The organism is Pseudoalteromonas sp. GB43 (genome assembly GCF_054923805.1).
In genome coordinates this window covers 2,083,826-2,101,673 of sequence record NZ_JBPCHJ010000001.1, presented here as the reverse complement: position 1 = coordinate 2,101,673, position 17,848 = coordinate 2,083,826, and the positions used below count along the sequence as shown (strand labels likewise).

General features: G+C 41.5%; 16 protein-coding genes and 1 pseudogene. 10 read left to right on the top strand and 7 right to left on the bottom strand.

All coding sequences use genetic code 11. The features are described 5' to 3' along the window. Nucleotides 1–57: 57 nt before the first annotated feature. Together ACRWSG_RS10085 and ACRWSG_RS10080 are read left to right on the top strand one after the other, a co-directional pair. Nucleotides 58–714 (top strand): DUF2959 domain-containing protein, encoded by a 657-nt coding sequence (locus ACRWSG_RS10085; RefSeq protein WP_462166197.1) that lies wholly within the window; start codon nucleotides 58–60, stop codon nucleotides 712–714. 132 nt (nucleotides 715–846) lie between these two features. Further along, nucleotides 847–1,938: an MBL fold metallo-hydrolase gene (locus tag ACRWSG_RS10080; protein WP_462166196.1), complete on the top strand. Its 1,092-nt coding sequence runs from the start codon at nucleotides 847–849 to the stop codon at nucleotides 1,936–1,938. A 15-nt stretch (nucleotides 1,939–1,953) separates the two neighbouring features. Here the strand turns inward: ACRWSG_RS10080 and ACRWSG_RS10075 are convergent, their stop codons facing one another. Beyond that, on the bottom strand, nucleotides 1,954–2,310 hold the full coding sequence (locus ACRWSG_RS10075; RefSeq protein WP_462166925.1) for a BLUF domain-containing protein: 357 nt from the start codon (nucleotides 2,308–2,310) through the stop codon (nucleotides 1,954–1,956). Nucleotides 2,311–2,731: 421 nt separating this feature from the next. Beyond that, the gene (typA, locus tag ACRWSG_RS10070; protein ID WP_462166194.1) at nucleotides 2,732–4,555 is read right to left on the bottom strand and encodes a translational GTPase TypA; all 1,824 of its coding nucleotides are present in this window, start codon (nucleotides 4,553–4,555) and stop codon (nucleotides 2,732–2,734) included. A 508-nt stretch (nucleotides 4,556–5,063) separates the two neighbouring features. Here typA and glnA point away from each other — a divergent pair. The 5 genes from glnA to ACRWSG_RS10045 all read left to right on the top strand — a co-directional run bounded on the left by glnA (nucleotide 5,064) and on the right by ACRWSG_RS10045 (nucleotide 10,166). Next, nucleotides 5,064–6,473: a glutamate--ammonia ligase gene (gene glnA, locus ACRWSG_RS10065; RefSeq protein WP_462166192.1), complete on the top strand. Its 1,410-nt coding sequence runs from the start codon at nucleotides 5,064–5,066 to the stop codon at nucleotides 6,471–6,473. A 151-nt stretch (nucleotides 6,474–6,624) separates the two neighbouring features. Continuing rightward, a complete protein-coding gene (locus ACRWSG_RS10060) occupies nucleotides 6,625–7,128 on the top strand; it encodes a DUF4124 domain-containing protein (RefSeq protein ID WP_462166191.1) in 504 nt (167 codons plus the stop codon). 80 nt (nucleotides 7,129–7,208) lie between these two features. Beyond that, nucleotides 7,209–8,279: a nitrogen regulation protein NR(II) gene (gene glnL, locus ACRWSG_RS10055; protein WP_462166190.1), complete on the top strand. Its 1,071-nt coding sequence runs from the start codon at nucleotides 7,209–7,211 to the stop codon at nucleotides 8,277–8,279. Nucleotides 8,280–8,297: 18 nt separating this feature from the next. Further along, nucleotides 8,298–9,683 (top strand): nitrogen regulation protein NR(I), encoded by a 1,386-nt coding sequence (ntrC, locus tag ACRWSG_RS10050; RefSeq protein WP_054552388.1) that lies wholly within the window; start codon nucleotides 8,298–8,300, stop codon nucleotides 9,681–9,683. 24 nt (nucleotides 9,684–9,707) lie between these two features. Further along, complete coding sequence (locus ACRWSG_RS10045) at nucleotides 9,708–10,166, top strand: cyclic nucleotide-binding domain-containing protein (protein WP_138599054.1); 459 nt, start codon at nucleotides 9,708–9,710, stop codon at nucleotides 10,164–10,166. Here ACRWSG_RS10045 and ACRWSG_RS10040 read toward each other — a convergent pair. Continuing rightward, the gene (locus ACRWSG_RS10040) at nucleotides 10,163–10,825 is read right to left on the bottom strand and encodes a hypothetical protein (RefSeq protein ID WP_054552386.1); all 663 of its coding nucleotides are present in this window, start codon (nucleotides 10,823–10,825) and stop codon (nucleotides 10,163–10,165) included. The genes ACRWSG_RS10045 and ACRWSG_RS10040 overlap by 4 nt on opposite strands. Nucleotides 10,826–10,882: 57 nt before the next feature. After that, a complete protein-coding gene (locus ACRWSG_RS10035; protein WP_062566674.1) occupies nucleotides 10,883–11,170 on the bottom strand; it encodes a hypothetical protein in 288 nt (95 codons plus the stop codon). 235 nt (nucleotides 11,171–11,405) lie between these two features. On the opposite strand from ACRWSG_RS10035, the gene ACRWSG_RS10030 reads away from it, so the two are divergent. The 3 genes and pseudogenes from ACRWSG_RS10030 (at nucleotide 11,406) to acnA (ending at nucleotide 15,242) form a co-directional block, all read left to right on the top strand. Next, on the top strand, nucleotides 11,406–11,780 hold the full coding sequence (locus ACRWSG_RS10030) for an RNA-binding S4 domain-containing protein (protein ID WP_462166924.1): 375 nt from the start codon (nucleotides 11,406–11,408) through the stop codon (nucleotides 11,778–11,780). A 70-nt stretch (nucleotides 11,781–11,850) separates the two neighbouring features. Further along, nucleotides 11,851–12,270, top strand: a complete 420-nt coding sequence (locus ACRWSG_RS10025) for a hypothetical protein (protein WP_054552384.1) — start codon at nucleotides 11,851–11,853, stop codon at nucleotides 12,268–12,270. A gap of 220 nt (nucleotides 12,271–12,490) precedes the next feature. Beyond that, nucleotides 12,491–15,242 (top strand): annotated as a pseudogene (gene acnA, locus ACRWSG_RS10020) (aconitate hydratase AcnA). A 467-nt stretch (nucleotides 15,243–15,709) separates the two neighbouring features. Here the strand turns inward: acnA and ACRWSG_RS10015 are convergent. The 3 genes from ACRWSG_RS10015 to ACRWSG_RS10005 form a co-directional block, all read right to left on the bottom strand. Further along, a complete protein-coding gene (locus tag ACRWSG_RS10015; protein ID WP_194442444.1) occupies nucleotides 15,710–16,240 on the bottom strand; it encodes a DUF4124 domain-containing protein in 531 nt (176 codons plus the stop codon). Nucleotides 16,241–16,252: 12 nt separating this feature from the next. Then, a complete protein-coding gene (locus ACRWSG_RS10010; RefSeq protein WP_194442445.1) occupies nucleotides 16,253–16,981 on the bottom strand; it encodes a substrate-binding periplasmic protein in 729 nt (242 codons plus the stop codon). Between the two features lie 100 nt (nucleotides 16,982–17,081). After that, nucleotides 17,082–17,822, bottom strand: coding sequence for a phosphoadenylyl-sulfate reductase (locus ACRWSG_RS10005; protein WP_462166188.1), 741 nt, complete (start codon nucleotides 17,820–17,822; stop codon nucleotides 17,082–17,084). Between the last annotated feature and the right edge of the window lie 26 nt (nucleotides 17,823–17,848).

The window sequence follows — 17,848 nt, the reverse complement described above, 5'->3', positions numbered from 1 at the left end:
TAATCATAGCAATCCACCACATAATTTGAAATGACAGGTACCTAAAAAGGATTCTCAATGAAAAAACTGACACTTTTAAGTGCACCACTATTTGCAGTTACAATGGCATTATCGGGCTGCCAGTCAGCTTATTACTCAGCCATGGAGTCTGTCGGTGTACATAAACGCGACATTTTAGTGGACCGCGTAGAAGAAACAAAAGAAGCACAGCAAGAGTCACAAGAAGAGTTTCAATCAGCACTAGACAGATTAACCACGCTGATCAACTTTGATGGTGGTGAGCTACAAGATGCCTACAATCAACTGAATGATGATTACGAGTCGAGCTTAGCTGCAGCGAACGACGTTACAAACAATATCAATAAAGTAGAAGATGTAGCTGAGGCACTGTTTGATGAATGGTTCGACGAGCTAGAACAATACAAAAGCGCCTCACTAAAACGTGAAAGCAGCAAAAAGCTCAACGCAACTAAGCGCCAATTTGATCAACTACTTCGCTCAATGCGCAGTGCAGAAAGCAAAATGGAGCCGGTATTATCATCACTTCATGACAACGTTTTGTACTTAAAACATAACCTAAACGCACAAGCTGTTACAGCTATCAAAGGTGAGTTCACAAATCTTAAACGCGATATTAAAGTGTTAATGGACGACATGAACAAATCAATTGAAGACTCGAATAAGTTCATTGAGCAAATGAATAAAGCGGGCTAATCAGCTCAAGCTATTAATATCTAAGCCTACTTAAACGTAGGCTTTTTTGTGTAACCTCTTGTTACTTTTTAATGATTTATCTTAATTTTTATTTTGCTAAACTCACGGCAAAGAATAAAAAGTAAGCATAGTATGCATTTAAAAACACTCTCAACACTTATTGCAGCAGCACTTATAAGCGCATGTAGCAACTCAAATACAGTGAATGTTATTGCCGGTGAAGGCACTATAACCCCATTAAAAACTGAAGGTGACTTCGAAGGTCGCTACCACAACCTTTATCCGGGTGATAAAGAATACCCAACAACCTGTACAGACAATTGCTATGAACCATCAGAGCTACTTATATGTGATGACAGCAATTCTCAGTGCCAATATCAAGCAGAACAAATAGTTCCAGCAACAAATACAGGGTTTATAGTCCGTTGGTTAGGTCATGCAGGCTTTTATATTCAATCACCAAATGGTGAACAACTGTTGTTTGACCCTGTTAAAGATCAGTTTGACTCACCCGTAGACTTGGCCTTTAAACTTGCTGGTGGCAGTTATCGTAAGCCCGGATTTTGGCCTACTAAGTCAGAGCTCGAAGGTTTAAACGCGGTAATGTACTCACACATTCACTATGACCATTTTAATAAAGCAGATATCGAAGAAATTGGTAATGCTCCCCGCTATTTAGTGCCACTAGGCTTTGCAGATAATTTTCCGACTGGTGGCTTTAATATTTCAGAGATGGCGTGGTATGCAAGTACACAAATTAATGACCTAACGATTCATTCGGTGCCGGTCCATCATTTTAGCAGTCGCATTATGGTGCCTTTCATTTACGACGACCACAATAAAGACTTATGGAATGGTTGGTTACTTGAGCAAAATGGTAAGACCTTGTTTTTTGCTGGTGATACCGGTTACTCAAAACACTTTCAAGATATTAAGCAAAAATACGGCGAGATTGATGTGTGCTTAATGCCAATTGCTTCCTACTACCATGAAGAAGATGGTAAGTGGTATCGTTATGTTCATACTACACCTGAAGATGCATTAAACGCGGCAGAAGAGTTAAGCTGTAAAGTGATGATCCCATGGGGTTACGGCAACTCAAGCTGGCAAATGGGTGACCATTCAAGTCATTCGGCATTACTTAGGTTGTTAAATATGCAAAAGCAGATGAACAGCCAAGTTCCGGTTTATATAATGAACGAAGGAGAGCAAATCTCGCTTTAAAGGTACGGGCTAATATTAAATAACTTTATCCAGCATGGAGTCTCGCAAAGCAAGCATCAATTTGTGAGCACTTCCTGCTGACATTGCTAATGGATTAAAATCGCTAGTACCTGAGTATTTAATATTTAATGGCGTTGTTAATTTTGAATATGGTATGTACCCCATCGACCATTTTTCGAATTCCCGCTCTGCAATTTCGCAATAGTTCAGCATGATAATGTTGCGATGCCTTTTATCATTCAAAATACGATGATACGTTGCATTCACTGCTTTTCGCGATCCTTCAAGACACTGCATAAAATGAGTACTATTAAAACAAAGTAGCCCTGTTACATTACATTCAGCATTTTTCTTTTTCGCCTTTTCGAGAATATCCTCAATATCATTAAACCAAACCCATCGCTAATTTCACTTGTGTAAATCAGTCTAACTAAATACATCTTACTCTCCTGCAAGTTGGATTTAGAAAAGATAGTACAGATGGGGGAGTTAGTAAAAAGTTGCGAGTGGTTAGTGGTTAGTGGTTAGTGGTTAGAACAAAGTAAAATACATTCCTCAACAACAAGATTGTTTGTTTAATTACATAAAAAATAACCCCCCCCCCTCTCGATCAACTGATATCTGACTTCTGAAATCTAACTTCTCGATTTTTGACGGCTGACGGCTGACGGCTGACGGCTGACGGCTGACGGCTGACGGCTGACGGCTGACGGCTGACGGCTAATCATTACAACAAAAAACCGCCGTATTTTTCAATACGGCGGCTTCTATTTTGCAAAACTAAAAAACGTTATTAGTCTTTAGCTGCACGGCTCGCACGCTTACGCTCACTTTCAGTTAAGTGACGCTTACGAATGCGGATGTTCTCAGGAGTTACTTCCACTAACTCGTCATCATCGATGAACTCAATCGCTTGTTCAAGCGTGTAGTTTAGTGGTGGAACAAGCGTTTGTGCTTCATCTGTACCCGATGCACGAACGTTTGTAAGTTGCTTACCTTTAAGCGCGTTTACAGTTAGGTCGTTGTCACGGCTGTGGATACCGATAACCATACCTTCGTAAACTTCAACACCGTGACCGATGAATAACTTACCACGGTCTTGTAAGTTGAATAATGCGTTAGTAAGTGCTTTACCAGTTGCGTTTGCAATCATTACACCATTCTTACGAGCACCGATAGTGCCGCCTTTATGTGGACCGTAGTGATCGAATGTGTGGTAAAGAAGACCAGAACCAGACGTTAATGTCATGAATTCAGTTTGGAAACCAATTAAGCCACGGCTTGGGATCATAAAGTCCATACGTACACGGCCTTTACCATCTGGAGACATGTCTGTTAGTTCACCCTTACGAAGACCAATTTGTTCCATGATAGAACCTTGGTGCTCTTCTTGACAGTCGATTGTAAGTGTTTCGTATGGCTCTTCTTTTTGACCATCAACTTCACGAAGGATTACTTGTGGACGAGATACCGCAAGCTCGTAACCTTCACGACGCATGTTCTCGATTAAGATACCTAAGTGTAACTCACCACGACCAGAAACACGGAAGCTATCTGGGTTGTCAGTTTCTTCAACACGTAATGCAACGTTGTGAACAAGCTCAGCTTGTAAACGCTCAAGAATGTTACGTGACGTTACGAATTTACCTTCTTTACCAGCAAATGGTGATGTGTTTACAGAGAACGTCATTGTTACTGTAGGCTCATCAACGCTTAGTGGTGGTAATGCTTCAACGGTATTTACATCACAGATAGTGTCTGAGATTTTCAGCTCACCAAGACCAGTGATTGCAATGATGTCACCTGCGCCTGCAGATTCTGCTTCATGACGCTCAAGGTCTAAGTAACTCATTACTTGGCCAACTTTACCGTTACGCTTAGTACCGTCTGCGCTTACAACAGTCACCTGTTGGTTAGGACGAACAGTACCACGCTTGATACGACCTACACCGATAACACCGATGTATGAGTTGTAGTCAAGCTGAGAAATTTGCATTTGGAAAGCACCTTCAGGATCTGCATCCGGTGGAGATACTTCGTCAACGATCATCTGGAACATTGGTTCCATGTTATCTGATGGCTCGTCTAAATCCATTGTTGCCCAGCCGTTGATAGCTGATGCATAGATTACTTTAAAGTCTAACTGTTCGTCAGTTGCACCTAGGTTATCGAATAAATCGAAAACTTGGTCCATAACCCAGTCAGGACGTGCACCAGGTTTGTCGATTTTGTTGATAACAACAATCGGCGTTAAACCTTGTGCGAATGCTTTTTGCGTTACGAAACGCGTTTGCGGCATTGGACCTTCTTGAGCATCAACAAGTAGTAATACTGAGTCAGCCATCGAAAGTACGCGTTCTACTTCACCACCGAAGTCGGCGTGTCCTGGGGTGTCTACGATATTGATATGGTAGTCGTTCCAAGAGATAGCTGTGTTCTTAGCTAAAATGGTAATACCACGTTCTTTCTCAATGTCGTTTGAGTCCATTACGCGCTCTTCGTTACCGCCGCGCGTTTCTAATGTGCCTGATTGCTCAAGCAGTTTATCAACCAAAGTTGTTTTACCGTGGTCAACGTGGGCGATAATCGCTATATTTCTTAACTTTTCGATGCTCATATTTTTTCTCAGAGAAATTGAATCTCATTGATCCTGCAAGATCTACGCAGTCACCTGCGTTTTCACCAGATGTCCCAGCATAGGATTTAAAAGGGCGCATATTATCCCTTAATAATGGCATGGATGAAAGTTTATCCAATATAAATTTATAAACTTTCTTCAGGCTTTTTATAAGTATCTGTTTTATAAATGACAAATTTATGAAAATTAAAGTGAATCTGAGCTCAAAACTGGCGAAACTTTAGTTTTTGAACCATATTTTGGCACTAAATCGTGTTCATAACCGAAAAATTGGCACGCTCAATAATTGTGCAAAACAAGGTCGCACTTTTTACGCACCAGAATGATTCTTTTTACGCACCAACTTAGTGCAATAAAAGTTAACAAAACGAAGCCCTGTTCACTTTTTACAAGCCTAAACAAGGTGTTAAAAACATGGCACGAAACCAGCTTATATAAGCGAAAAGCAATAATGCAGCAAAAATAAAACCCAACAATTGGAGGACACATGTCACAATCGGTTTTAGATTTTATCAAAGAAAATGACGTTAAGTTCATTGATTTACGCTTTACTGATACCAAAGGTAAAGAACAGCATGTTTCTATTCCTCATCATCAAATTGATGAAGATTTCTTCGAAGACGGCAAAATGTTTGACGGTTCTTCAATTGCTGGCTGGAAAGGTATCAACGAATCAGACATGGTACTTATGCCTGTTCCTGAGTCTGCGAAAATGGACCCGTTTTCTGAAGAAGCTACACTAATCGTACGTTGTGACGTAGTTGAGCCTTCAACACTTCAAGGTTACGAGCGTGATCCACGTTCTGTTGCAAAACGCGCTGAAGAGTACATGCGCTCTACTGGTATTGCTGACACTGTATTATTCGGTCCAGAGCCAGAATTCTTCCTTTTTGATGACGTTAAATACAAATCAGACATGTCTGGTTCTATGTACAAAATCGATTCTGTAGAAGCTGCTTGGAACTCAGATAAAGATTACGAAGGTGGCAACATGGGTCACCGTCCAGGTGTTAAAGGCGGTTACTTCCCGTGTTCACCTGTTGATTCATCACATGACTGGCGTTCAGCAACTTGTTTAGTTCTTGAAGAACTAGGTCAAGTAGTAGAAGCTCACCACCACGAAGTAGCAACTGCAGGTCAAAATGAGATCGCAACTCGCTTCAATACAATGGTATTAAAAGCTGACGAAATCCAAGAGATGAAATATGTTATCCATAACATGGCTCACTTATACGGAAAAACAGCGACATTCATGCCTAAACCAATCGTAGGTGATAACGGTTCTGGTATGCACTGTCACCAATCTCTAGGTAAAGATGGCGTAAACATCTTCGCGGGTGACAAATACGCAGGTCTTTCTGAAGAAGCACTTTACTACATCGGTGGTATCATCAAGCACGCTAAAGCAATCAACGCATTCGCTAACGCGTCAACGAACTCATACAAGCGTTTAGTACCAGGCTTCGAAGCTCCTGTAATGCTTGCATACTCTGCACGTAACCGTTCTGCTTCAATCCGTATCCCAGTGGTACCGTCTGCAAAAGCACGTCGTATCGAAGTACGTTTCCCTGATCCAACTGCGAACCCATACTTAGCATTCTCTGCAATGCTTATGGCTGGCGTTTTAGACGGTATCAAGAACAAGATCCACCCTGGCGATGCAATGGACAAAGACTTATACGATCTACCTGCTGAAGAAGCAGCTGAGATCCCACAAGTTGCATCTTCTTTACAAGAAGCACTTGCATCATTAGACGCAGACCGTGAGTTCTTAACTCAAGGTGGCGTATTCACTGATGACCTAATCGATGCATACATCGCGCTTAAGAGCCAAGAAGTTGAAAAACTTAACATGACAACTCACCCAGTTGAGTTCGAAATGTACTACAGCGTGTAATACACGCTGTATCAGAATTATCTAAAAGATAATAAATGTGTGTTCTCAAGCCCGCTCTGCGGGCTTTTTTAATGGTAATTGAGCGGGTTCTACTCTACAGTTTTAGTTAAGTGAAAAAATGCAGGGTCGCAGGGTGAAAAGCACAACCTTATTGGTATTATCGTTTTTATTTACAAGCTTTTTTGGTTATACAGCAGCACAAAAAGTCTATTCTTGGAAAGATGAGAATGGTGTATTAGTATTTTCTGATACTCCTCGCCCCGGTGCTACTGAGGTCAAGTTAAATACCCAAAACCTTACAATGCCTGCAGCTGATACCAGTATTCTTGATACTGCTCCAAGTGCAGTCCCTGTTAACTTTAAAGTGTCAATTGCAGCCCCCGCAAATGAAGAAACTGTGAGAGAAAATACAGGTTCTGTTTATGTTACTACACGAATCAGCCCCCGTTTTGAAACTGGTTTCAAAGTTCAATTACTCGTTGATGGTTCACCTCATGGCGCACCAAGTAATAGCACGACCTTTGCTCTAAGAGAGGTCTTTCGAGGCGAACACACATTACAAGCGAAACTTTTTGATGCAAATAATAAACTCGTTTCAGTTAGCCCAATCAGCACTTTTTTCATGCACAGAACTTCAATTAATAACGGAAATTAGAATTTTCGACATGATGTCTCGCAAAGCAAAAAGAGTATGCTAAGCTGCACTAAATTGAAACGCACTAAAATGGTGCAACCATGCTCAGAGATTTACATTTTAATTCTCAATTACTCGACAGTATTTGGAAAAATTTAAGTACTGCTGTTATTTTACTCGATCATGATTTTAAACTGGTTTACGCAAACGATAGCGCCAGTGAGCTTTTAGGTTTAGGCCCAAAACGTATCATCAACCAACCGTTCGACAACCTATTTAACTACCACTCGATAGATTTAAAACGTATTGCTCAGTATTCGTTGTTTGACGGTGTCGATTGCCACCAACATAGAGCTGACGTGGTGTTCGTCGATTCTCGCCATGCCAAGTTAACTATTAGCACACGCCGAATAAGTAGCAACGATGAAAATTATATCCTGTTCGAATGCCGCCAAATGGATGATGAAATTCGCCATGACCAAGCTTCGAATCAAATGCATCAATATCAAGCTGCCCGTAACCTTATTCGTGGTTTAGCACATGAAATTAAAAATCCTTTAGGTGGAATTCGCGGAGCGGCGCAATTATTGCAGTATGAGGTTGATCAGCAAGAACGTGATCAATGTGCCGAATTAATCATTGAACAAGCAGACCGTTTACGCGAGCTTGTCGACCGTTTACTTGGTCCGAATCAACTGCCACACAAATCCCATGGCAATATTCACCAAGCGTTAGAGTCGGTGATTAAACTGAGCATGTTAGACAACAATGCCAATATCACTTTAGTGAAAGACTATGATCCAAGTATACCGAGTGTATACATAGATCAGAGTAAAATTCAGCAAGTGGTACTGAACATTATTCGTAATGCACAACAGGCACTTGTTGATGGTGGCGAGATAAGAATAAAAACTCGCATCAATCATCAACACAGGCGCCCGGGTAAGGCACCGAAAAAAACCTTGCTGATCCAAATTTCGGATAACGGCCCAGGTATAGACAAGAGCTTACGTGAAACCTTGTTCTACCCAATGATCACCAACAAAGAAAATGGATCAGGGCTTGGTTTATCGATAGCGCAAACCTTGGTTGACCAACATGACGGCCACATTGATTGTGACAGTTGGCCAGGTTATACAGAATTTAATATCTATTTGCCTTTTACGGATTAATGGTTTTTTGGAGTAGTCATGAAAACAGTCTGGTTAGTTGATGATGATGCCTCAATTCGCTTTGTATTGGAAAAAGCGTTGGCACGTGCAGGATTTGACACTGAAAGCTATGCAAACGCACAAGATGTGCTTAACGCATTAAAGTTTAGCCAGCCCACGGTATTGGTATCTGATGTGCGTATGCCTGGCATGGACGGCATGGCGTTACTCGAAACAATTGCCGAGCAAAATCCTGGCTTACCTGTTATTATCATGACAGCTCACTCGGATTTAGATTCGGCGGTAAATGCCTTCCAAAAAGGGGCGTTTGAGTACCTCGCCAAACCGTTTGACTTAGACGAAGCCGTGGCACTGGTAGAAAGCGCATGTCGCGCTAACTCAACGAAGAAAACTAAACGCAAACAAGCACCACAAACCAATGCGCATATCATCGGTGAAGCACCTGCAATGCAAGAGGTGTTTCGCGCGATCGGTAAATTATCAGCATCAAGTATGAGCGTGCTGATTAATGGTGAGTCAGGGACAGGTAAAGAGCTAGTTGCAAGCGCCCTGCATAACCACAGCCCACGCAAAGAAAACCAATTTATAGCTCTGAATATGGCTGCCATTCCTAAAGAATTAGTTGAGTCAGAGTTATTTGGCCACGAAAAAGGCGCATTTACTGGAGCCGACAGCATTCGTAAAGGCCGTTTTGAACAAGCGAATGGCGGCACCTTATTTTTAGATGAAATTGGTGATATGCCACTCGACGTTCAAACACGTTTATTACGCGTGTTAGCCGATGGTGAGTTTTACCGAGTGGGCGGCCATCAAAGTATTAAAGTTGATGTACGTATTATTGCTGCAACGCACCAAAACCTCGAAGACTTGGTAAAACAAGGTAAGTTTCGTGACGACTTATTCCACCGCTTAAACGTAGTGCGTTTACGCTTACCCGCGCTGCGTGAGCGTACGGAAGATATTGAACGACTAGCACAACACTTTTTACATAAAAGTGCCAAAGAGCTGCAAGTTGACAGCAAAATTTTAAGCCCAAAAGCCACTGAGCAACTACGCCTATTTAACTGGCCAGGTAACGTGCGCCAATTAGAAAACACCTGCCGTTGGTTAACCGTTATGGCGCCGGGTGAACTTATTAGTGAACAAGATTTACCACCTGAAATCGTCGCAGTTACACCAATCGAGCAAGAAGGCGACTGGCTAGATGCATTTCAACAATGGCTTAACCTTGAACTTAAACAAGGTAAAGAGAATATTTGGCCTGCCATTCAAGCACAACTCGAGACTCGCTTGATTAAAACTGCTCTTGCCAACTGTGCTGGGCACAAGCAAGAAGCCGCAGTGAAGATCGGCTGGGGTCGTAATACATTGACCCGCAAGCTAAAAGAGCGCAATATTAGCTAATTTCGCGCAACCCAATGTGAGTCAATGAATTTAATCGAGCACATTCCACTAATTAAACAAATGGAAATTATTAACAGATTACCATTTTTTAGAGAGTTCACATTAAGCGAACGACAAGTGTTATTAGAGTCATTTAGCCATTTATATTTGGTCAAGCAGGGCCGCGCTGTTTTCAAACAATACGATACTGATAAGCGGCTTTATATTGTGCTAAGCGGCTCACTGATGGTATTCAAACAAAGCCATCTTCTTGAACTTGGCACGATTGAGCCTGGCGAATTTATCGGTGAAGGTGCTTTTATCAATAACCGCGAGCACAGTACGAGTGCGCGCGCAAAAGTTGATACCATTTTGTTAGCTATCACCCCTGAAGCACTTACCCGCTTGCCGAATGTGATCCGCGAGAAAATTAAAGATCGCATAATCGAAGGTATGAGTGAACGTATTACTAAGTTAAGCACTTACCTTGAGTCACGTAGCTAGTCCATATACACAATTTGAAATGAGCAATTTAACCAACTTGGGCTATTAACGCGAGCCGTGTAACGGTAAGTGTCTGATGGTTTCATACCAAAAGGGGTACTCACTTCTGGCGTTAAATGGCTGTAACTTTGCGAATAGTTTTTATAATAAATGACTAGGTGACCGTATAAGTATTCCCAATCAAGAGTAACTTTACTACCGCCAGCAAGAGTAAAGTGAGCTTGCTTATCACTGAATGTAACGACAAGATCATTATACTTGTCTTCAACACATCCTGTGGTGAGTACACGAGCCGGCATAGTAAAATTAGTGGTAGTATTTTTAGCTTTTAAATAAAAGCCAATATTGCCATGATTGTAAAAGTGGTTGGCATCTGTGGTGTATTTGATTTCAACTTCATAACCCAATCCTTGCATAATTTCAGCAAGTTGCTCAGTTTCATGAGTGAGGATTTTATCACTCGATAACATTAAGGTTGCATCCGCAAACTCTCTTGGCACTGGGAGCTGAGTGTATTCATAGGGTAAGCTTTGCTTATTTAATGCTTGCTCTAATGATTGCAACTGCGACTGATCAAGATTTTCTGTGTATACGTAGACTGTAGCTTGCTGACAACCAGCCAAAATTAAAAATATGGCTGCCGAAATTATCCTTTTCATATTCTTTCTCACTTTAGATTACAAATGTAGTCTAAAGTGAGAAAAACAATAAATCAATTAATTAAGATGTTTTTTTAGCCAACTATTAACACTTTGACGGGTATATAAAATATCTTTAAATAAACGGTGAGTTTGATGCTGAAGCAGTTTTTCTTTATTTGTTTCCCCTGAACTCAGCTGGCTATGGTTATCATTAAAACGCGAAATTAACGCAAAACCTTGTTCTGACTTTTCAGGCTGAGATTTAATTGTTTGCGTTAACAAAGCTCGCACATCATCTGCAGCAAGCAATGACGAATCTTGCAAACCCATTAACTCTTTTCTTAGCGCAGATCTTACGCCCATTACAACTTCTCCTGAACGAATAAAAAATGAAACGGACATGCATTTAGCAATTTGTACACCAATTCCGAACGCGCGCAGTGTACCCAGTAAATACTGCAGTTTTTTTACTGTTTAGAAAAATGTCAGATTTTTTATTGCTGTAAATTTTAACCGCCTGAAGAGCTTAAAAATTTAATCTTGGTTCAATTGAGTGCTAGGCTTTATAATGGCTGCGATTGAATTAAGAGAGACCAACATGAACGAAGATTTCATCGAAATTGAACTAGAAGAAGAGCCAATAGAGTTATGCAACTTGTTAAAAGTGCTCGACCTAGTCGAAACTGGTGACCAAGCAAAAGCCTTAATTGGTGAAGGTTATGTTGGGGTTAACTATGAAATTTGTACAATAAAACGGAAAAAATTATACAGTGGTGACGTGTTGGCTTTCGATGGTGAGTTGTTCCAACTTACTTTAAGCGAAGATGCAACACCGAATCCTCGCCCACCGGAACCTGTACAAAAAGCACAACCACAAAGCACTGAAGAAGCGCCAAAAAAATCGAAGCGTAAACGTACTAAAAAACCAAAAGTAGACGAAAAAACCGGTCGCCGCCCTATCTCTTTTGGTTAACTAGAGCTTGCTTAGTTAGCATAAATCACCTTTAATTGAATGCGATTATAACAACAATAAAAGGTGATTTATGAATCCTCCAGCTTGGCTCAAGCCACTTGCTTGGGCAGCCCTTGTATGGAATCTTTTAGGTGTCATTGCATTTATAATGCAACTGTTGATCACACCCGAAATGATTAACCAACTCCCCGAAGCACAACAAGCCGCATACCGCGACATACCGCTCTGGTCAACGGCTGCCTTTGCGATAGCCGTGTTTGCAGCAAGCTTCGCGAGCATCTTATTACTGGTAAAAAAAGCCCTTGCGCGCGAGTTATTTTTAATCTCGTTTATCGCCGTATTAGTCCAGCAATATTATAATTTTGTGGTGATAGATAGCCTTGCTATGTTTGGTACTAGCGCATTAGCAATGCCATTGTGCGTGATTGTTATTGGTTTACTATTATTGTTTATTAGCCATAAAGGTAAACAACAAAACTGGCTTAACTAAAAACACTTATTTCTGAGGGTGGTTTAAAGTGACTACCCTTTTTATCTGCCCCCTTCCCTTGAAATAAATCACATCAGCAGCAACTATATTAGGTAGCATATTTTTTCATCAGCTAGATGAATTTCTCAGCTGGTATTAAGTTTGCAATAACACTGTGTCTATTTCGAAAAGGAAACAACAAAGCAAGCCAAATTGCTTGCTCAAACCACAGGGGCAAATAATGAATAACAGTTTTGATACCCAAAAGCAGCTTACGATTAATGGTGAGCAATATCATATTCACTCTTTACAAGGTTTAGGCGACAAAGCAAAACGTCTACCATTCTCTCTAAAAATCTTACTTGAAAACCTGTTGCGCAATGAAGATGGCGTTAATATTAAAAAGCAAGATATCGATGCTTTACTAAACTGGGATCCACAAGCGAAACCATCAGCAGAAGTCGCGTTTACGCCCGCTCGCGTTGTAATGCAAGATTTTACCGGCGTACCCGCCATAGTCGATTTAGCCGCGATGCGTGATGCCATGGAAAAACTTGGCGGCGACCCTGCGAAAATTAATCCACTGTCGCCTGCCGAGCTTGTTATTGACCACTCTGTGCAAGTTGACGGCTACGGTGAAGATGGTTCATTCGACTTAAATGCAAAACTTGAATATGAGCGTAACAAAGAGCGTTACGAATTTTTACGCTGGGGGCAAACTGCCTTCGATAACTTGAAAGTCGTGCCACCAGCAACCGGCATCGTACACCAAGTAAATTTAGAATATTTAGCCCGCGTGGTATTTAACGATAGTAAAAATGGTAAATCACTCGCCTACCCAGATACCCTAGTCGGAACCGATTCGCACACCACCATGATCAATGGCCTTGGGGTATTAGGCTGGGGTGTGGGTGGTATTGAAGCCGAAGCCGCAATGCTTGGTCAACCAATCAGCTTACTTATTCCACAGGTCGTTGGCTTTAAGCTCAATGGTCGCCTGCCAGAAGGCACAACTGCAACAGACCTCGTACTAACCGTAACAGAAATGCTGCGTAAGCATGGCGTAGTAGGTAAATTTGTTGAGTTTTATGGTGATGGTCTAGCTGATTTACCACTTGCAGACCGTGCAACTATTGCAAACATGGCGCCTGAGTATGGTGCAACCTGCGGTATTTTCCCAATTGATGATGAAACCATCAACTACCTACGTTTAACTAACCGCGATGACAAACAACTCAAACTCATCGAGGACTATGCTAAGCACCAAGGTTTATGGCGTAACCCTGGCGATGAGGCTCATTATACCGACACACTAGAGCTATCACTTGATGATGTTGTGCCAAGCCTTGCCGGACCTAAGCGCCCGCAAGATAGAATTGCCCTTGATAAAGCAGGTAGCATCATTGGTGAGCATTTAAAAGGCTTTCAAGAAGAGCGTATGCAACATCGCGATAAAAGCGATGTTCAAGAGGCGCGCATTGAAGACGAGGGCCCAACCACTAACCCTGATGAGCCAGTAAACGAAGCACAGTTTATGGGCGCAGCTAAGGTTAACTTTAAAGGCGAAGAGTTTGAGCTTAATGATGGTGCTTGTGTCATTGCTGCAATTACAAGTTGTACAAACACGTCAAACCCAAGTGTTATTTTAGCTGCTGGGTTTAGTGGCTAAAAAAGCCAAACAATTAGGATTAAAGGTTAAGCCATGGGTTAAAACCTCACTTGCTCCTGGCTCACAAGTTGTGACTGATTACTTGAAAAAAGCCGACTTAATGGATGATTTAGATTCGTTAGGCTTTAACCTTGTCGGTTATGGTTGTACAACCTGTATCGGTAACTCAGGGCCTTTAGCTGATGAAATCAGTGAAGCTATTCAAAAGCATAAACTAGTTGTAAGCTCTATTTTATCGGGTAACCGTAACTTTGAAGGCCGTATTCACCAAGATGTGAAAATGAACTTTTTAGCGTCACCACCGCTTGTGGTTGCATACGCAATTGCGGGTCGTACAGATATAGACGTGTATAACGAGCCGCTTGCGCAAGACCCTAATGGTAATGACATTTATCTAAAAAATATCTGGCCAAGTGTTAGTGAGGTAAACGAACTCGTCCGCGAGACCGTGACCAAAGAAATGTTCGCATCAAGCTATGGCAATGTGTATAAAGGTGATGATTGTTGGCAGAAAATTCAAATTCCTGATGGCAAACTTTATGATTGGGATGATGCGTCAACCTACATCAAAAAAGCGCCATTCTTTGATGGTATGGAGATTGAGCCTCCTGGTATTCCTAGCATTAGTGGTGCGCGCTGTTTAGCAAAATTAGGTGACTCAGTTACCACTGACCACATTTCGCCAGCAGGTGCGATTAAAGCAGATGCCCCAGCAGGTCTTTACTTGCAAGAGCACGGTGTGCAAAAAGCGCAATTTAACTCGTATGGTTCGCGTCGTGGTAACCACGAAGTGATGATGCGCGGTACCTTTGCTAATGTGCGTTTACGTAATCTATTAGCACCGGGTACCGAAGGTGGTGTGACCCGTATGCAACCAAGTGATGAGCTCGCCAGTATTTATGATGCAGCGATGCAATATCAGCAAGATGGTACGCCACTGATTATTTTAGCGGGCGCGGAATATGGCACAGGCTCATCACGCGACTGGGCTGCTAAAGGTTCACTTTTACTTGGTGTTAAAGCCGTTATTGCACAAAGTTATGAGCGTATTCACCGTTCAAATCTGATTGGTATGGGTGTTTTACCCCTACAATTTAAAGAAGGTGAAAGCTATGAGTCACTCGGTTTAACCGGCCAAGAGTCGTTCGATTTTGAAGGCTTATACGACAAAACCAATGAAGTCAGTGTGATTGCCACTAACAGCGAAGGCAAACAAATTAGCTTTAGTGTTGATGTTCGTATAGATACCCCGAAAGAATGGGACTACTACAAACATGGCGGTATTTTACAGTATGTTCTGCGTAATATGCTGGCTGAGCAGTAATTGCTTTTAAGTTAACTAAGGGGCTGAATTTTCAGCCCCTTTTTTACAATAAATTGCAGTTTAGGCCAACATACTTATTTACAAAAAATGAAAAGCGCATAAAAACCAGCGCGTTAAAATTAGACAAATAACCGACACTTGCTTGATTTAGAACAATCCTCTTAATGACAACAGTACCTACACTTTAATTAAGGCTAAAGTGAGGTGCTTGTATGACTGAACAAACCATCATTCGAATCTTAAAAACCTTTATTATTTTAGGTATTTGTCTAATCATTTTGGGGCATTCTTTATTAGCCGGCAATTACTTAAGTGATAGCATGGGTATACATGGCATTATGATAAGCGCAGTGTGTATTGCTGTTGGTGTGCTGTTCTCGTTACCCACCAAAATTTATCTCACTATTTTACTGATGAAAATGGAAAGCGATTCTCACAGCGCAAAACAAACAAAGCTAATTCCCACCTTACTCTTTGAGCTGCTGCTCAAGTTGCTTATTACGTTGCTCCATAAGCTGTTTTACTTGCTCAGCATCTTGCATCATCTTTTGTACATTTTTAGGGTCGTATACCCCAAGCACTGAAGGTACTTCGTCAGTTTTAACTGTTGCTGCTTGCTTTTCATCAGCTTGAAAAGTCTCTGCAGGTAACACAGTTATATCGTTCGGATCCAAAGTTACTGTAGTACTAACGTAATTAGGGTGAGGGGTATCAGCATAGTGCCACTGACCATGTTCATCTTGCCATTTATACACGACGACAGGTGCATCCGCGTTTTTGCTCAAGCTCAACTTCTCAGTGAGCTTTTTTGCTTGGCTGGTCAGTGTATCGGCACCTTGCGAAGCAAAATCACTCACATCACCACTTACTTTTTCTGAGTAACGCTCGAACATGCTCAGCTCTAGGTAAGGTTTACCGTCTGGCTTTTTAATATAAAACAGCAGGGCAACACTGGTCAGTAGCAACATAACCGCAAGATAACAAAAACGCTTAATCATTCCATTTACCGATTATTGGTAGTTACTCTCAATCTTAGCAAATTCACCGGATGATTTAAGATTTTTCATAAATTCGTTAAATTGCTCGCTCATATGCTTACCTTTTTCATTGTATGTAAACTGTAATTGCATCGGCGCTCTGCCCACACTGTAATCACTTACCGTGAATTTCTTAAAGACATGATTTCTTGAGGCATACCACTGCAATGTGTTTTTTGAGATGACGGCAACACGTTGATTTTGCTGCATATCGACTAAAGCATTCAACATATCTATTTCAGAGTAAAAATCTTCACGATGCAACTTGCCAGCTGAAAACAATGCTTCAAATTGCGGGTAAGTGTAACCAAAGCGAGCCATCAACACATAGCCGCCGAGCTCATCAATCGCTGGAATATGACAACCTCTGGGCATAACTAAAATATCTTCAACAATCGCAATACTATCACTCCAATAATATTGATTATCTCCACGATACCATTGCTCAGACTCTAAACGAACATCAACCTGACCCTCATCAAGTAAATGCTGCGAACGCACTTCTGGTACCAGCATGTACTGAAGATCATAATTATATTTTTCGGCAAAGCGGCTTAATAGATCAGCGACTAGGCCTTTTTGACCGCTATCAACAAAATGATAAGGTGGGTAATCCGTGTCATACAACGCAACACGTAAAGTTTCTGCTCGCACTAAAGGCGTAATTAATAGCAATAATAAAAAAACAACGGCACGACTCATAATTTTCTCTCATAAAATTGAGCCAGGGATTGTATATAAATAGCACAAAAAAAGCGCAGGCTAAGCTGCGCTTTGAGAAAATTCTGATAGGAATTTAGGATTAGATACCGTCACCATCAATATGTAAGCCACATTCACGGTTTAAACCGAAGAAACGCGTTTCTTCTTCTGTCATGCCAGGCTCAAGTTTACGGGTGGTGTGAACATCACCCATAGACACATAACCTTGCTCCCAAAGCGGGTGATACGGCAAATCATGCTTAGTTAGATACTGATAAATATCGCGGTTATTCCACTCGATAAGTGGGTACACTTTCACTGTGCCACGGCTAATTTCAACAATTTGCTTATCAGCACGGCTTGATGACTGATCACGACGCAAACCACTAAACCAGGTGCCTGCTTGCAGCTCGTTTAAAGCGCGAGTCATTGGCTCAACTTTATTCAGTTGATTGTACTGCTTAATACCCTCTTCACCTTGCTCCCAAAGTTTACCAAACTTTGCTTCTTGCCACGCTGGGCTAAGCTGTGCTTTATAAACCTTAAGATAAAGCGAAAGTCGCTCCGTCATTTGCTCGATGAACTGATAGGTTTCAGGGAACAAATAACCCGTATCAGTCAGTACCACAGGAATATCTGGCTGCTGTGATGTCACTAAGTGCAACATCACCGCCGCTTGAATACCAAAGCTAGACGACAAAAAGTGCGTGCTTGGTAAGTTTTCAAGTGCCCACGCAACACGCTCTTCTGCGCTTTTATCAGTCAGAAGACCATTAATATCAGCCAGCATGGCTGTTTGGTCTTCTTTGCTCATCGTTAAGATGTCTTTAAATTCACTCATGGTTAATTCCAAACCTTAAAGCGGTG

What these genes read in the sequence shown, in the direction of transcription:
- ACRWSG_RS10085 (WP_462166197.1), top strand. Translation starts at nt 58, where the DNA reads ATGAAAAAACTGACACTTTTAAGTGCACCACTATTTGCAGTTACAATG.
- ACRWSG_RS10080 (WP_462166196.1), top strand. Translation starts at nt 847, where the DNA reads ATGCATTTAAAAACACTCTCAACACTTATTGCAGCAGCACTTATAAGC.
- typA (WP_462166194.1), bottom strand. Translation starts at nt 4,555, where the DNA reads ATGAGCATCGAAAAGTTAAGAAATATAGCGATTATCGCCCACGTTGAC.
- glnA (WP_462166192.1), top strand. Translation starts at nt 5,064, where the DNA reads ATGTCACAATCGGTTTTAGATTTTATCAAAGAAAATGACGTTAAGTTC.
- glnL (WP_462166190.1), top strand. Translation starts at nt 7,209, where the DNA reads ATGCTCAGAGATTTACATTTTAATTCTCAATTACTCGACAGTATTTGG.
- ntrC (WP_054552388.1), top strand. Translation starts at nt 8,298, where the DNA reads ATGAAAACAGTCTGGTTAGTTGATGATGATGCCTCAATTCGCTTTGTA.
- ACRWSG_RS10045 (WP_138599054.1), top strand. Translation starts at nt 9,708, where the DNA reads ATGAATTTAATCGAGCACATTCCACTAATTAAACAAATGGAAATTATT.
- ACRWSG_RS10040 (WP_054552386.1), bottom strand. Translation starts at nt 10,825, where the DNA reads ATGAAAAGGATAATTTCGGCAGCCATATTTTTAATTTTGGCTGGTTGT.
- ACRWSG_RS10035 (WP_062566674.1), bottom strand. Translation starts at nt 11,170, where the DNA reads ATGGGCGTAAGATCTGCGCTAAGAAAAGAGTTAATGGGTTTGCAAGAT.
- ACRWSG_RS10030 (WP_462166924.1), top strand. Translation starts at nt 11,406, where the DNA reads ATGAACGAAGATTTCATCGAAATTGAACTAGAAGAAGAGCCAATAGAG.
- ACRWSG_RS10025 (WP_054552384.1), top strand. Translation starts at nt 11,851, where the DNA reads ATGAATCCTCCAGCTTGGCTCAAGCCACTTGCTTGGGCAGCCCTTGTA.
- ACRWSG_RS10015 (WP_194442444.1), bottom strand. Translation starts at nt 16,240, where the DNA reads ATGATTAAGCGTTTTTGTTATCTTGCGGTTATGTTGCTACTGACCAGT.
- ACRWSG_RS10010 (WP_194442445.1), bottom strand. Translation starts at nt 16,981, where the DNA reads ATGAGTCGTGCCGTTGTTTTTTTATTATTGCTATTAATTACGCCTTTA.
- ACRWSG_RS10005 (WP_462166188.1), bottom strand. Translation starts at nt 17,822, where the DNA reads ATGAGTGAATTTAAAGACATCTTAACGATGAGCAAAGAAGACCAAACA.